A 15,190-nucleotide genomic window follows, 5' to 3' on the forward strand; every position below is an offset into this window, starting at 1 on the left:
GGAGGCCGCCACATGCGAGTTGCCGCCACTCTCTACCTCACCGACGAGACCATCACCCCGATCCGCCTGGCCCAGGAGCTGGAGCTGCGAGGCTTCGCGGGGGTCTATCTGCCCGAGCACTCCCACATCCCCGTCTCCCGCGAGACCCCGTACCCCGGCGGGGAACTCCCGCCCGAGTGCGCCCGCATGCTCAACCCCTTCGTCGCTCTCGCGCAGGCCGCCGCCGTCACGGAGCGGCTCGGGCTCGGCACGAACATCACGCTCGTCGGGCAGCACGACCCGATCGACCTGGCCAAGCAGATCGCGACCCTGGACCACCTCTCCGGCGGCCGTCTCACCCTCGGCATCGGCTACGGCTGGAACAAGGAGGAGGCCGCCGACCACGGCGTCGAGTGGCGCACGCGGCGGGCGCTCGTGCGGGACCGGATGGCGGTCATGCGGGCGCTGTGGTCGGCGGAACCGACCGCGTACGACGGCGAGTTCGCGAGCGTGCGGGCCAGTGAGGTCCATCCGAAGCCGGTGCGAGCGCCGCGCAGCCGCAAGGACGGTGTGCTGCACGGTCCCCGCACCCTCATCGGTGGAGCCGCAGGACCCAGGCTTTTCGCGCAGATCGCGGGGTACGCCGACGGCTGGCTGCCCATCGGCGGCGGCGGCCTGCGCGAGGCCCTCCCCGCCCTGCGCACCGCCTGGGCACAGGCGGGCCGGGACCCCGCCGAGCTGTACGTGGCGCTCTCCGCCGTGGAGCCGACCGAGGGCAAGCTCGCCCACTACGCGGAACTCGGCGTGGACGAGGTCATCGTGCAGCTTCCGGCACGCGGGGAGGCGGAGGTGCTGCGCGCGCTCGACGGGTTCCAGCAGTACGTGTAGGAGATACGTGCAGGCGCTGCGTACTGGCGCTGCGTACCGGCGATACGTGCACCTCACACCCGCCTCCGGCGACCGGCACTGACCTGTAGCTGTTTCTCTGAGCGGTCGCTCGTATGCTCGGACGCATGACCAACAGCGCGCCGCAGGACAAAGCACCCCAGGGGTCGGCCCAAGCGCCCGCACGACCCACCGCGAACGCCATGCGTCGCGCGCTCAAACGCGCCAGGGACGGCGTCGCGCTCGACGCGGCCGAAGCCGCCGTGCTGCTGCAGGCGCGTGGTGACGACCTGAAGGACCTCGCCGCGTCCGCCGCGCGGGTGCGCGACGCGGGCCTCGCGGCGGCGGGGCGGCCCGGCGTCATCACGTACTCGAAGAGTGTCTTCATCCCGCTCACCCGGCTGTGCCGGGACAAGTGCCACTACTGCACGTTCGCGACCGTCCCCGGCAAGCTGCGGCGCGAGGGCCACGGGATGTTCATGTCCCCGGACGAGGTCCTGGACATCGCGCGGCGCGGGGCCGAGCTGGGCTGCAAGGAGGCCCTGATCACCCTCGGGGACAAGCCCGAGGACCGCTGGCCGGAAGCGCGGGAGTGGCTCGAGGCGGAGGGGTACGACGACACGATCGCGTACGTCCGTGCCATCTCGATCCGCATCCTGGAGGAGACGGGTCTGCTGCCGCACCTCAACCCCGGCGTCATGACCTGGACGGACTTCCAACGGCTCAAGCCGGTCGCGCCCAGCATGGGGATGATGCTGGAGACCACGGCCGAGCGGCTGTGGTCCGAACCCGGGCAGCCACATTACGGCTCGCCCGACAAGGAACCGGCCGTCCGGCTGCGGGTGTTGGAGGACGCGGGGCGCTCGTCCGTGCCCTTCACGAGCGGCCTGCTCATCGGGATCGGGGAGACGTACGAGGAGCGCGCGCAGTCGCTGTTCGCGCTGCGTCGCGTGTCGCGCTCGTACCACGGCATCCAGGAGCTGATCATCCAGAACTTCCGCGCCAAGCCGGACACGGCGATGCGCGGCATGCCGGACGCCGAGCTCGACGACCTGGTCGCGACGGTCGCCGTGGCCCGGCACATCATGGGCCCCTCGGGCTGTCTCCAGGCGCCGCCCAATCTCGTCGACGGCGAGTACAAGCGCCTCATCGGCGCGGGCATCGACGACTGGGGCGGCGTATCGCCGGTCACGATCGACCATGTGAACCCCGAGAAGCCCTGGCCGCAGCTCGACGAGCTGGCCGAGCAGTCGGCCGACGCGGGCTTCCGCCTGGAGGAACGGCTGTGTGTCTACCCGGAGTTCGTGCAACGCGGTGAGCCGTGGCTCGACCCGCGGCTCCTCCCGCACGTGCGGGCGCTCGCCGACCCGCAGACGGGTCTCGCACGCCCCGACGCGGTCGTGGAGGGCCACCCGTGGCAGGAGCCCGACGAGGGTTACGTCGCCGCCTCCGGCCGCACGGACCTGCACCGCACGATCGACACGACCGGCCGCACGTCCGACCGGCGCGACGACTTCGACGAGGTGTACGGCGACTGGGAGGCCCTGCGCGAGCAGGCCGCGCCCGGCATGGTCCCCTCGCGCATCGACGGCGACGTACGAACGGCTCTGAAGACGGCCGCCGACGACCCGACGCGCCTGACGGACGAGCAGGCCCTCGCGCTGCTGCACGCGGACGGGCCCGCGCTCGACGCGCTGTGCTCCGTCGCGGACGATCTGCGCAAGTCCGTGGTCGGCGACGACGTCACGTACATCGTCACGCGGAACATCAACTTCACGAACGTCTGCTACACCGGCTGCCGCTTCTGCGCCTTCGCCCAGCGCCGCACGGACGCCGACGCGTACACGCTCTCCCTGGACCAGGTCGCGGACCGGGCCCAGCAGGCGTGGGAGGTCGGCGCCACCGAGGTGTGCATGCAGGGCGGTATCCACCCGGACCTGCCCGGCTCCGCGTACTTCGACATCGCGCGGGCCGTGAAGGAGCGCGTGCCGGGCATGCACGTGCACGCCTTCTCGCCGATGGAGGTCGTGAACGGCGCGACCAGGACCGGCCTTTCGATACGGGACTGGCTCGGCGCGGCGAAGGACGCGGGCCTCGACTCGATCCCCGGTACGGCCGCGGAGATCCTCGACGACGAGGTGCGCTGGGTCCTGACGAAGGGCAAGCTGCCGACGGCGACGTGGATCGAGGTGGTCAGGACGGCCCACGAGCTGGGCATCCGGTCCTCGTCCACGATGATGTACGGGCACGTGGACCAGCCCAGGCACTGGCTCGGGCACTTCCGCACGCTGGCCGCGATCCAGGAGGAGGCGCGGGCCAAGGGAGTCGAGGGCTTCACGGAGTTCGTGACGCTGCCCTTCATCCACACGAACGCGCCGGTCTATCTGGCGGGCATCGCCCGGCCGGGACCGACCACCCGCGACAACCGCGCGGTGGTGGCGATGGCGCGGCTGCTTCTGCACCCGCACATCCCCAACATCCAGACCAGCTGGGTGAAGCTCGGTACGGAGGGCGCTGCGGAGATGCTGCGCTCGGGGGCGAACGACCTGGGCGGCACGCTGATGGAGGAGACCATCTCCCGGATGGCGGGCTCCAGTTACGGCTCGTACCGCTCGGTGAAGGACCTCATCGCGATCGCGGAGGAGGCCGGGCGTCCGGCGAAGCCGCGGACGACGCTGTACGGAGAGGTGCCGGTGGAGCGCCAGGAGGCGGCCGCCGCTTCGGACGGCCACCTCCCGGAGTTGCTGCCGGTGCTGGAGTAACCCCTACCGGAGGAGGGGTCAGCCGGTGAGGTCGGCGCCGAAGAAGGCCCCTGCCTCCGGGGTGCCGAGCGAGGACGGGCTGAACGACGTGATGCCGGTCGTCGTCAGGCCGGTCTTCGCGCCGCGGAACAGCCAGGCGGCGCCCGAGTCCTTGGTCGTGCCGTCTTCCTGGGGCGTGCCCACGGTCAGGTCGGCGAGGCCGTCCTTGTTCACGTCGGTGAGCTGGACCGCCTCACCGAAGTTGTCACCCTTCTCCGAGACGCCGGGGACGTTCGCCGTGGACTGGTTGAACGCCTGGGCGCCGGTGCCGGTCAGGCCGTTCGCGCCGCCCTTGAGCAGGACGACCGCGCCGGTGTCCTGGACGTTGCCCAGGTTCTCGCCGGGCACGCCGACAACGATGTCCTGGTAGCCGTCACCGGTGACGTCACCCGCGGACAGGGAGTGGCCGAACTGGTCGCCCCTCTCCGGTCCGTTGATCTCCGCGGCCTCGCCGGCGCCGGGGACGCCCGCGGTGTCCTGGTCGATCTTCGCGGTGCGGGTGGAGAAGCCGGACGCGGAGCCGTAGACGACGCGGACCGCGCCCGCGTCGTAGACCTGGGTCTCGGAGACCTCGTCCACCTCGTGGGCGACGAGGTCGCCGTAACCGTCCTTGTTCACGTCGGCGATGACGCCGTTCGTCGTGAACTTCTTGGTCGGCGTGGACGTCTTGGCGAGGCCGTCCTTGCTGCCCTTCCACAGCTCCGAGGAGTGCTGCATCTCCTCCATGGCGTGGCCGGTCACGAGGTCGTCGGCGCCGTCACCGGTGACGTCGCCGACCATGAGGTCCTGGGGGCCGTCGTCGCCGTTCTGGACGGACGAGGTGGAGGCGGGCTTCCCGTCGCGGGTGAAGGGGCCGTAGTTCACCTTCAGGGTGCTCTGCGAGTTGGCGACGAGGTCCGTCTTGCCGTCACCGTTGAAGTCACCGGCCTTCAGCTCGTTCACGTACTCGCCCGGCAGCTCGGTGCCTTCGGTCAGGCCGTTCGCGGAACCCCAGATCACGGCGTCGGTCCTGCCGTTGCTGACGGTGAGGTCGGTGTATCCGTCGCCGTCGAAGTCACCGGCTTCGGTGCCCGCACCGAAGCCGCCGTTCTCCTCGGGGTCGCCGGGCACGCCCGCGGTGGTGCGGTCGACCTGCTTGGCGTGCGCGGTGTCGGCGCCCGACGCCGAGCCGTACACGATCGATACGTAGCCCGCGCCGGCTGTGCCGTCCACGGCGCCGCGGGGCGCGGAGACGGCGAGGTCGGCATACCCGTCACGGTTGAAGTCGGTCACGGGCTTGCTCGCCGCGGCGGGCGCCGCGGCGGCGGAGCCGGCCGCGGCCACGACGGCGAACGGGGTCGCGAGCGCGGTGACCGCGAGGGCGGCTATGAGTGAGCGACGCACTTGTCCTCCTGGGGGGAAACTGCTGTGACAGAAGAGGAGACCGTCACCTGTGAGAGGTGGTTGTACCCCCCAGGTTTCTTGTTACGTCGCCCGGACATTCCTGTTACGTTGCCCGCCGTTTCCCGCCACACGGTTCTGGCCCGCCGCCCCCAGGGCCGGTGGAACACTGTGCGCAGGGCAGTCGGATTCGCGGGGAGGGTGGAGCCTGTGGTGGCGTCGGCGGGGGATCAGCAGCCGTCCATGCAGGAGTTGATACGTCGCCGGAGGCGGGCGGGGTTCGTCGGTCGCCGGGGCGAACTCGACGCGTTCCGCGCCAACTTCGACGTACCTCCGGATGACGACCGGCACCGCTTCCTTTTCCACGTCCACGGGATCGGCGGCGTCGGAAAGACGTCACTGGTGCGGGAGTGGGAGCAACTTGCGCGGGAGCGTGGTGCCTTGACCGCCTACGGCGACGAAGCTCTGGGCAGCGTGCCGGAGGCGATGGCGGCGATCGCCGCCCAGTTCGCCCTGCAGGGCCGCCGCTGCAAGGAGCTCAACCGTCTTCTGGCGGCCCACCGCGAGCGTCGCCACGCAGCTGAGTCAGTCTCCGCGGCAGCGATGTTCGACGCGGTCCAGGAGCCCGGCCCCGATGCCTTGCCCGCTCCCTCCACCGGCAGCATGACCGCTGCCCGGGCGAGCCTGGTTGGCCTCGGTCTCCTGCCGGGCGTAGGAGCCTTCGCGGGGGCGGTGGACCCCGCTCAACTCGCCCAAGGCGCGGATCGGTTGCGCGCCGGCCTGAGCGCACGCCTCGGCAACCAGGACGATGTCCAGCTGGTCCTGTCCCCGGAGCGGGTCCTCACGCCGGTCCTCCTGAACGAACTCGCGGAGGCGGGGAAGGGGGCGCCCTGGATCGTCCTCTTCTTCGACACGTACGAGAGGACGGCGCCGTTCCTGGACGGCTGGCTGCACGACGTGATGCTCACCGACCGGCATGGAGCGCTGCCCGCCAACGTGATCGTGGTGACGGCGGGGCAGCAGCCCTTCGACACGGCCAGGTGGGGTGGCTACGGCGACTTCGTCATGGATGTGCCGCTCGGTCCCTTCACGGAGCTGGAGGCGCGGGGGCTGCTCGCCGGAAAGGGAGTGGTGGCGGAGCCGGTGGTGGAGGAGGTACTGCGGCTCTCCGGCGGCCTGCCCGTCCTGGTCTCCACCCTCGCCGAGGGCAGGCCCGCGGCCCCGGACGACGTCGGCGACCCGAGCGCCACCGCTGTGGAGCGCTTCCTGAAGTGGGAGCGGGATCCCGTACGCAGGGCGGTGGCGTTGGCGTGCGCGCTGCCGAGGCGTCTGGACGCGGATGTGTTCCGGGCGGCGGTGGAGGGGGTCTGCGCGGAGGCGGAGGTGCCGGGGCTCTTCGGATGGCTGCGGAGGCTGCCGTTCGTGAGCGACCGGGGTGATCGGGTGCAGTACCACGACGTGGTGCGGGCACCGATACTGCGGTCGCAGCGCAAGGGGTCGCCGCGGGGGTGGGCACAGGCGCACGGTCGCCTCGCGGGGACGTTCGGCGGGTGGCGGGCGGAGCTCGAAGGCGAGCTGGGGGACGCCAGGTTCTGGGACGACGAACCATGGCGTGAGCTGCGGCTCGCGGAGTCGTACCACTTGTTGTGCGCGGGGGAGCGGGGAGCGATGCCCACTGTCCTGCGGGATGCCGTCGACGCCTGTGACGTGGGCGAGGTCGTGGCCCGGCGCTGGGCGCGGGTCCTGGTGGACGCGGGGCAGGACGCGGACGCGGCGGCTGCGGGGAAGTGGGGGAGGGATCTGCTGGCCGCGCTGACCGACGGCGCGTGCGTCGAGGCGCTGGGGCTGTTGGTCGACCGTGCCGGGTTGGACGTACGGGGGCAGGCGGTCGTACGGATGCTGCGGGGACGCGATCTGCGCAAGAGCGGGGCGTACGAGCAGGCGCTGGCCGAGTACGACCGTGCCCTCGCCCTCGACCCGGAGCTGGCGCGGGCCTACTTCGGCAAGGGATCGACCCGCGCCCAGCAGGGGGATTTCGCCGCCGCGATCAAAGTGCTGGACCGGGCCGTCGCCATCACTCCGGACTACCAAAGGGCTCTGCGGCTGCGGGGCGAGTGCCACCGGGTTCTCGGCAACTGGGGCGAGGCGATCAGGGATCTGGGCCGGGCGATCGAGATTCAGCCGACGGACGCGTACGCCTGGGCGTCCCGGGGTGCCGCCCTGTACAGCGTGGAACAGATCGATGAGGCCCTCGCGGATTTGGACCGGGCGTTGGAACTCGACCCTGAATACGTATGGGCGTTGGCGCGGCGGGGTCGCGTACGAGGAGCCCGTGGGGAGCACGCGCATCAGACGGCGGACCTCGACCGCGCTGTCGAACTCGCGCCGGAATCCGCGTTCGTGGCGTGTGAACGGGGCGATGCCCTGCGCGTGTCGGGCAGGCACGATGAGGCGGTCGCGGAGTTCGACCGAGCGATCGGAATCAACGACGCCTATGCGTCGGCGTATGCGAGCCGCGGGGCGGCCCAACGCCTTCTGCGGCGATACGACGAGGCACTCGCGGACCTCGACAGGGCAGTGGAGCTGGTCCCTGACTACGCCTGGGCGCTGGCCCAACGCAGCATGGTGCACGTCGGCCTGGGAGCCCACGAAGACGCATTCACCGATGCGGATCGTGCCCACACTCTGTCACCTGGTACCGGCTGGTTCCTGAGGTGCCGGGGGGACGCGTTGCACCTTCTGGGGCGGTTCGACGAGGCGCGCACCGACCTGGACCGATTCGTGGATCTGGATCCTCAAAGCCCCTGGGCGCTTGCTTCCAGAAGTGAACTCCTGCACAAACTACGGCTGTACCACCCCTCCTTGGACGACGCCGAAGCCGCGCTCCGACTCGATGGAGGGCACGCCTGGGCCCTGAGCAGACGGGGGATCACCTCGTTGGCCGTCGGACGGGTCGAGCGGGCCCTGGCTGATTTCTGCCGCTACACCGAGATCGGATCCACGCCGGAGTGGGCCCACCGTCAGACGGCAGAGATCCACCACTGGTTCGGCCGGAACGAGGAGGCAAGGGCTGCCCTGAGTGCCGTGGACACGGGCGGACGAGCGGAACGCCACTTCCTGGAGGAGCTGGGCAAGGCCTACCGCAGAGCGCGGGAGTGGCATCTCGCCCGCGAGACCGCCTGGAGAGTCCGTGCGCAGGACGAGCTGATCGGTACCTGTGACCTCGCTCTGGCCGCGAGCGGCTCCGACGGGGTGCGTCCCGCCGGTCCGCTGTGGCGGGAGACCGGGCGTCTGGTGGCGGGCGAGGACCTGAAGCCACGGGTGCGCGACTTCCTGGAAGCGCTGGTCGCGGCGGGCCTTGAGGACTGGGCTGCGCTCGACTCCGGGCTCGCGCGGGTCCTCGCGGTCACCCGCGAGTGGGACAACCTGGCAGAGCTGGCCGATCTCCTCGCCGAACTCTCCCGCGCCCCCGGCGCCGACCGCACCCGCCTGGCTCCACGCCTGGCCAGGGTCGTGGCGGCGCGGGACGAGTTTCAGGCGCGATGGGCGGAGCCTGTCGCGTAGGCGAGGAAGCTCCGCGTGCGTCCTCACGCGTCCTCACGCGTCCTCGCGCGTCCTCGCGCGCCTCCGGCGTGGTCCTGCGGAGATCCATGAAAGCCCTGGTGAAGGCCGGTCAAAAGTGATCTCAAGGGCGTCTCCTTAGTTATCGCATCGACCCCGAACCGACCGTTCCCGGTCGATTACAGTGCTGCGCAGAAGATGCGCAGAAGTGCGGGGGGCGAGCCACGAGAGGAGGTGCCGTGAGCACCGCAGCAGCCACCGGAGTCTGGGGCCGCGCCGAGCAGCAGGACTTTCGCAGCCGGGTCCGCGGCACGCTGCTCGGAGCCGCCGTCGGGGACGCCCTGGGTGCGCCCGTCGACTCGCTGAGCCTGGACGCGATACGGGAGGCCCACGGCGCCGAGGGGCTCACCGAGCCCGCCCCCGCGCACGGCAGGCGCGGCGCGGTCACCGCCGCCACGCAGCTCACCCTCTTCACCGTCGACGGACTCATACGCGCCCAGGTGCGGCGCGACACCGGCGCGTGGCATCCGCCCACCGATCTGCACCGCGCCTACCGCCGCTGGGCGGCCACCCAGAGCGACTGGGGGCCCGACGAGCGGCGCAAGGAAGACGGCTGGCTGGCCCGCGAGGAGTGGCTCTACTCGCGCCGCTCGCCCGCCCGAGCCTGCCTGGTCGGGCTCGGGGACGAGAACATGGGGACGCTCGAAGCCCCCAAGAACCCGGAGGAGCAGGGAGCCGAGGCCGTCACCCGGTCCGCTCCCTTCGGGCTCCTCGTCGGCTGGGAGCCCCAGCTGGTGCTGCAGCTCGCCGTGGAGTGCGCCGTACAGACGCACGGGCACCCCACCGCGTACCTCGCCGCCGGCGCGCACACCATCCTCGTGCACGGTCTCGCCCGCGGAGAGTCCCTGGACGGGGCCATCCAGCGGGCGCTCGCGCTCCTGGCCGCCCGGCCCGGCCACCAGCCCGTCACCGATGCGCTGCAGCACGCCCTGGGAGCCGTACGGCAGGGGATGCCCACGTCCTCCCGGGTGGAGGAGCTGACGGGGGACGGGGGAGCCGAGGGTGCGCTGGCCGCCGCCGTCTACTGCGCTCTCGTGGGCGAGGACATCCGGCATGGGCTGCGGCTCGCCGTCAATCACGGGGGCGCGTCGGCTGCCGCGGGCGCGCTGTGCGGGGCTCTGCTCGGAGCGTTGCACGGCGAGACCGCGCTGCCTCCGGGCTGGCTCACCGAGCTGGAGGGGCGGGCCACGATTCTGGAGCTGGCGGATGATTTCGCGATGGAGATGACCCAGGGGCCCGCGCTGCACGGGCCCGCGGTTTCGTCGCCGGGGTGGCTCGCGCGGTATCCGCGGGCTTGAGGGTTTCCCCAACGGAGGACGGGCTGGAAGACACCCTGCCCGGGAGGTCTTCCAGCCCGTCCGGCGTTGAGGACGAACTCGGCGAAGCCGGTGATCTACGGCAACCGCCCCTGGGGGGTCACCGCTTCATCAGCCTCCTCCGCGGGGGGAGGAATCACTGCTGAACCGGCGGAGCCATCTGTATTGATCTTCTCGATGATCGCGTCCCGCTCCGGTGTGTCCTCGGGCTTCAGACAGCCGACCAGGATGTAGAGGATCAGCGAGACCGCCAGCGGGATCGAGACCTGGTACTCCAGGGGCACCCCGCCCTCGACGCTCCAGTTGATCGGGTAGTTGACCAGCCAGAAGGCGAGCAGCCCCATCGACCAGCTGGTCAGCGCCGCGGTCGGCCCCGACTTGCGGAACGTGCGCAGCAGGCCCAGCATCATCGGGATCGCGATCGGCCCCATCAGGCCCGCCACCCACTTGATGACGACTGTGATGATGTCCTTGAACGCGGGGGAGTTGACCTGCGTGGCCACCGCCATGGACAGGCCGAGGAAGACGACGGTGGTCAGGCGTGCGGCGAGCAGACCCGAGCGTTCGTTCCAGCGCCTGGCCTGCCGGGAGATCACCGGCGCCACGTCCCGCGTGAACACCGCCGCGATCGCGTTGGCATCCGAGGAGCACATGGCCATCGTGTGCGAGAAGAAGCCGACGATGACAAGACCCAACAGGCCGTGCGGCAGGAGCTGTTCGGTCATCAGGGCGTAGGAGTCCGAGCCGTCGGGCTTCTTCGCGTCCACCAGGAGCGGGGACATCCACATGGGGAAGAAGAGGATGACCGGCCACACCAGCCACAGGATCGCCGAGAGCCGTGCCGAGCGCGCGGCCTCGCGGGGGCTCGACGTGGCCATGTAGCGCTGGGCCTGGTTGAGCATGCCGCCGTTGTACTCGAAGAGCTTGATGAAGAGGAACGCGAGCAGGAAGACCGTTCCGTACGGGCCGACCAACGGCTTTCCGTGGCCCGCGAGTTCGGGCTCGTCCCAGACGCCGAAGAACCCGCCGTGCGGGCCCAGCTTCGACACCACGGCCACGAACATCGCGACACCGGCCAGGAGCTGGATGATGAACTGGCCGAGCTCGGTGAGCGCGTCGGCCCACAGGCCGCCGATGGTGCAGTAGACGGCGGTGATCACGCCGGTGATCAGGATGCCCTGGTTGATCGAGATGCCGGTGAAGACGGAGAGCAGCGTGGCGATGGCGGCCCACTTGGCGGCCACGTCCACGATCTTCAGGAGCATCCCGGACCAGGCGAGAGCCTGCTGTGTCTTCAGGTTGTAGCGGTTCTTGAGGTATTCGAGCGGCGAGGCCACGTGCAGCCGCGAGCGCAGCCGGTTGATGCGGGGCGCGAAGAGCTTCGAGCCGATGGCGATGCCGAGCGCGATCGGGAAGGACCAGGTGATGAAGGACGTGACGCCGTAGGTGTACGCGATGCCCGCGTACCCGGTGAACATCACCGCGCTGTAGCCGGACATGTGGTGCGAGATGCCGGACAGCCACCAGGGCATCTTGCCGCCCGCGGTGAAGAAGTCGCTGACGTTGTCCACGCGCTTGTGGGACCAGACGCCGATCGCGACCATGATGCCGAAGTAGCCGATGAGCACGGCCCAGTCGAGACTGTTCATGTGCCCCCTCCAGGGGTCCGCCTTGTGAACTGCGCTGAAATGCCGTGCACTTCGCCAGTTTCGTGACATACGGACGTGGGCGGCCTTGAAGTGCCCGCTCATCGTGGGTTCGGGCGCGCGCTGCCGACAACCGCCCGTGAGGTCAAGAGCGAGTAAAATCGTTCTGTTTACTGACCTGTGTTCACATCCTTGATCCTGATCAAGGGTCCTGGGTGGGCTCCGGTGTGGTGCCGAAAGGCCGCGGGGGCACACAAGAACGGCTGTACGGAAGCCAAGTCCCGTACAGCCGTCGTCTGTTGTCCCGAGCAGCGCCTACCGCATCAGTTCTCCCGCGTTCACCAGGAGCGACTGCCCCGTGATCGCCCGCGCCATGTCCGAGGCCAGGAACACCGCCGCGTCCGCCACGTCCCCGTCCGTCGCGAGCTCCGGCAGCGCCATCCGCGCCGCTAGGCGGTCCCGTACCTCTTCCTCCGGCACCCCCTCGGTGTGCGCGGTGAACTGCACGTACGCCTCGACCGGCGGCCCCCACATCCAGCCGGGCAGCACCGTGTTCACCCGGATCCGGTCAGGGCCCACCTCGTGCGCGAGGGAGTACATCGCCGACGTCAGTGCCCCCTTCGACGCCGCGTACGCGGCCTGCCGCACCTGCGAGGGCGCCGCCACGGCCGACTGCGTGCCGATGAACACCACCGAGCCGCCCCGCTCCTTGAGGGCGGGCAGGCAGGCCCGCGTCATCCGCAGCGTGCCGAGCAGATTGACGTCGATGACCTGCTGCCAGGTGGCGAAGTCCGCGTCCTGTACGCCGCCGAAGTAGCTGTCCCAGGCGGCCACATGGACCACCGCGTCGATCCCCCCGAAGCGCTCGCGCGCCAGGCTCGCCAGCGCCTCGCACTGGGCCTCGTCGGTGATGTCGGTCGGGCGGTACGCCGTGCGTGTGCCCTCGGGGTCGATCTCCCCGGCCGACTTGGCGAGGTTCGCCTCCGTACGCGCCCCGAGCACCGCGTGGCCCCCGTCCCGTACGACGGCGGCTGCCACCTGGTGGCCGAGGCCTGCGCCGACCCCCGAGACGACGACGGTCTTTCCTTCGAGGAGCGAGCGCATGGGGCGCCTCCCGGCTCTGGCAGTTTTGCTGACGGGGCGTCAGAGTATGGGCGTCCACCGGAGGAAGGAAGAGGGAGGAGGGGGAGAGGCGTGAGCGACGACACCCGCGAGACCGAGAACGCATGCGACGACACCCGCAGTGAGGTCTATGGCGAGCTGGCCGCCGTCGGACCGTACGGCGTGCACCCGGGCCACGCGCTGATCACCATGGTCGAGCCGCACCCGGGCCACGAGTACGCGTACAACCGCTGGTACGAGGACGACCACTACTACGCCGGCGCGATGGCGATGCCCTGGATGTACGCGGGCCGCCGCTGGGTGGCGACCCGTGAGCTCCAACTCCTGCGCCATCCCGAGAAGTCGGGGGTCGCCCAGCCCGTGACCGCCGGCTGCTACCTCTCCACCTACTGGGTCACCGAGGGCCGCTACGACGAGCACATGAAGTGGACGGTCGGCATCAACAAACGCCTCAACCGCGACGGCCGCGTCTACCAGGACCGCACGCACGTCTTCACGGCCTTCCAGGACCATGAGGCCACCGTCTACCGGGACGGGGCGGCCGGGCCCCGCGACTTCCATGCGCTCGACCACCCCTACCAAGGCCTCGTGCTCGAAGTCATCGACGCCGAATCGGGCGAGCGGCGGGCGCAGTTGCTGGAGTGGCTCAGGGCCAAGCAGCTGCCGCGTGCCCTCGCCGGGTCGGCGGCCGCGATGGTGACGATCTTCCGGCCGACTCCGCTGCCGGGGGACCGGATGACGTATGTGAAGCAGGTCGAGGGAGTCGACACGCGGCTGACGCTGCTCTGGTTCCTGCAGGCCGACCCGCGGGAGTGCTGGCAGGAGCTCTTCGCCGGGCGGGCGGACGCGGTGGCGGAGTCGGGGATGGGGAGGGTGGAGCTGGTGGCGCCGTTCATTCCCACGGTGCCGGGCACCGACATGTACGTCGATCAACTTCGATAGCGGCGCAAAGGCCGAGCCCCCTCGGCCGGGACGGCGGGCCAGTCGAGAGGGCTCAATCGGTTCTGCTTATGCAATTGTCGATCTCTCGCTACTTCTCCCGGCCGACCTCGGAGACGAAGGCACGCCATGAGTCGGAAGGAAAGGCGAGGACGGGGCCCTCGACGACCTTCGAGTCCCGGACCGAAATCGCTGTTGAAAGCGGGGACTTGACCTCGACACACGCGCCGTTTCCCGTCGAATACGAGGACTTGACCCACGTATTCGTAGCGCCCTGATGAATTGCCATGGTTACTCCGGTTTGCCCAGTTGTTGAGTTGCGGTCACCGCCAACAGCGGCTGCGCCAACAGATGTTGCTTGATGGCGTGAATGACGCTACTCGCCAACATCGCTGAGTGAAGGGAGCGTTCACTCGACCGGATGGCATATTCCAGTGGGGTCTTCCGCCTCACCGAGGGGGAGGTGTACCGTGCGGCGCTCTTGTGCTCAGGGTGGTCGCATACGCGGGGTACGCCTCAGCGCGCGTACTCTTTCGCGATGTCTGCGATGAGTTGGCGTGATTGATCCACGTTCAGGGCCTGTGCCCGCAGATGCTCGTACATCACGCTGTACTGCTGGACGTCGTTCGCCTTCTCCAGGTAGAGATCGCTCGTGACGCCCTCGATGTAGACCACGCTGGAATCGGCGGCGTCCGGGAACTCGAGAATCGCGTACTGGCCATTGAGGCCGGGATGCGCGCCCATCTCGAAAGGAATCACCTGGACGGTCACATGCGGCAGTTGGGACTGTTCCACGAGGTGCTCGAGCTGGTCGCGCATCAGATGCCGGGAACCGACGACGCGGCGCAACGCGGACTCGTCGAGGACGGTCCACAGGCGCAGTGGATTCTCCGGCGCGCTGATGCGCTCCTGGCGGCGGACGCGGACCTGGACGCGCTTCTCGATGTCCGTCGGCGTGGTCTCCGGCAGCGCGCCGGTGATGAGTGCCTCGGCATACGGACGGGTCTGGAGCAGGCCGGGGACGACCTGCGGGTCGTACACGCGCAGCGAGGCGGCGTCCGTCTCCAGGCCGATGTAGACGCTGTACGGGATGTCGCCGAAGGAATGCCACCAGCCCTGCTGGCGCGAGTCCTTGGCCATTTGCATGAGCGAGTCGACGATGCGGTGGTCCTCGACCTCGTAGACCCCGCAGAGATCGCGTACATCGCGCTGACTGATCGAACGGCGGCCGTTCTCGAGGCGGCTGATCTTCGACTGCGAGACCAGCAGGCGCTCGGCGACCTCCTCGGCCGTCATGCCCTTGAGCTCGCGGAGCCTGCGGAGCTCCTGGCCCAACCGGCGTCGCCTGACGGTGGGATTGACACTGGACGCCACGGACGTGCACCTCCGACTACATGCCTCTACTTTGCGTATCTGCTGTTCAGCAGAGTGCCACCAACGCGTCGCGCACCGCTGGGAAACAGCCGATGTGAAGTGCGAACCGCATTGCATTGCAATGCAT

10 protein-coding genes are annotated in these 15,190 nt (G+C 69.8%); 5 read left to right on the forward strand and 5 right to left on the reverse strand.

The features are described from left to right. Window positions 1-12: 12 nt before the first annotated feature. Both ACZ5WE_RS30595 and ACZ5WE_RS30600 read left to right on the forward strand, forming a co-directional pair. Window positions 13-867, forward strand: coding sequence for an LLM class F420-dependent oxidoreductase (locus ACZ5WE_RS30595; protein WP_467689615.1), 855 nt, complete (start codon window positions 13-15; stop codon window positions 865-867). A 125-nt stretch (window positions 868-992) separates the two neighbouring features. Beyond that, a complete protein-coding gene (locus ACZ5WE_RS30600; RefSeq protein WP_467689614.1) occupies window positions 993-3,626 on the forward strand; it encodes a bifunctional FO biosynthesis protein CofGH in 2,634 nt (877 codons plus the stop codon). An 18-nt stretch (window positions 3,627-3,644) separates the two neighbouring features. Here the strand turns inward: ACZ5WE_RS30600 and ACZ5WE_RS30605 are convergent, their stop codons facing one another. Next, window positions 3,645-5,048 carry an FG-GAP-like repeat-containing protein gene (locus ACZ5WE_RS30605; RefSeq protein WP_467689612.1) on the reverse strand — a complete coding sequence of 468 codons (1,404 nt, stop codon included), beginning with the start codon at window positions 5,046-5,048 and terminating at the stop codon, window positions 3,645-3,647. 240 nt (window positions 5,049-5,288) lie between these two features. Here ACZ5WE_RS30605 and ACZ5WE_RS30610 point away from each other — a divergent pair, with 240 nt between their 5' ends. Together ACZ5WE_RS30610 and ACZ5WE_RS30615 are read left to right on the forward strand one after the other, a co-directional pair. After that, window positions 5,289-8,609: a tetratricopeptide repeat protein gene (locus tag ACZ5WE_RS30610; protein WP_469157305.1), complete on the forward strand. Its 3,321-nt coding sequence runs from the start codon at window positions 5,289-5,291 to the stop codon at window positions 8,607-8,609. Window positions 8,610-8,845: 236 nt separating this feature from the next. Beyond that, a complete protein-coding gene (locus tag ACZ5WE_RS30615) occupies window positions 8,846-9,964 on the forward strand; it encodes an ADP-ribosylglycohydrolase family protein (RefSeq protein WP_467689610.1) in 1,119 nt (372 codons plus the stop codon). Window positions 9,965-10,059: 95 nt separating this feature from the next. Here the strand turns inward: ACZ5WE_RS30615 and ACZ5WE_RS30620 are convergent, their stop codons facing one another. Then, window positions 10,060-11,631, reverse strand: a complete 1,572-nt coding sequence (locus ACZ5WE_RS30620) for a sodium:solute symporter family protein (protein ID WP_467689609.1) — start codon at window positions 11,629-11,631, stop codon at window positions 10,060-10,062. A gap of 312 nt (window positions 11,632-11,943) precedes the next feature. Beyond that, window positions 11,944-12,732 (reverse strand): SDR family oxidoreductase, encoded by a 789-nt coding sequence (locus ACZ5WE_RS30625; protein ID WP_467689608.1) that lies wholly within the window; start codon window positions 12,730-12,732, stop codon window positions 11,944-11,946. A gap of 90 nt (window positions 12,733-12,822) precedes the next feature. Between ACZ5WE_RS30625 and ACZ5WE_RS30630 the strand changes: the two genes are divergently transcribed. Further along, window positions 12,823-13,692, forward strand: a complete 870-nt coding sequence (locus ACZ5WE_RS30630) for a hypothetical protein (protein ID WP_467689606.1) — start codon at window positions 12,823-12,825, stop codon at window positions 13,690-13,692. A gap of 88 nt (window positions 13,693-13,780) precedes the next feature. Here ACZ5WE_RS30630 and ACZ5WE_RS30635 read toward each other — a convergent pair whose 3' ends face one another. Further along, window positions 13,781-13,978 carry a DUF397 domain-containing protein gene (locus tag ACZ5WE_RS30635; RefSeq protein ID WP_467689605.1) on the reverse strand — a complete coding sequence of 66 codons (198 nt, stop codon included), beginning with the start codon at window positions 13,976-13,978 and terminating at the stop codon, window positions 13,781-13,783. Between the two features lie 227 nt (window positions 13,979-14,205). Then, the gene (locus tag ACZ5WE_RS30640; protein ID WP_249589348.1) at window positions 14,206-15,063 is read right to left on the reverse strand and encodes a helix-turn-helix domain-containing protein; all 858 of its coding nucleotides are present in this window, start codon (window positions 15,061-15,063) and stop codon (window positions 14,206-14,208) included. Window positions 15,064-15,190 lie beyond the last annotated feature (127 nt).

The sequence above is a fragment of the Streptomyces sp. NPDC033180 genome (assembly GCF_055577645.1).

What these genes read in the sequence shown, in the direction of transcription:
- ACZ5WE_RS30635 (WP_467689605.1), bottom strand. Translation starts at nt 13,978, where the DNA reads ATGGCAATTCATCAGGGCGCTACGAATACGTGGGTCAAGTCCTCGTAT.
- ACZ5WE_RS30625 (WP_467689608.1), bottom strand. Translation starts at nt 12,732, where the DNA reads ATGCGCTCGCTCCTCGAAGGAAAGACCGTCGTCGTCTCGGGGGTCGGC.
- ACZ5WE_RS30595 (WP_467689615.1), top strand. Translation starts at nt 13, where the DNA reads ATGCGAGTTGCCGCCACTCTCTACCTCACCGACGAGACCATCACCCCG.
- ACZ5WE_RS30620 (WP_467689609.1), bottom strand. Translation starts at nt 11,631, where the DNA reads ATGAACAGTCTCGACTGGGCCGTGCTCATCGGCTACTTCGGCATCATG.
- ACZ5WE_RS30600 (WP_467689614.1), top strand. Translation starts at nt 993, where the DNA reads ATGACCAACAGCGCGCCGCAGGACAAAGCACCCCAGGGGTCGGCCCAA.
- ACZ5WE_RS30610 (WP_469157305.1), top strand. Translation starts at nt 5,289, where the DNA reads ATGCAGGAGTTGATACGTCGCCGGAGGCGGGCGGGGTTCGTCGGTCGC.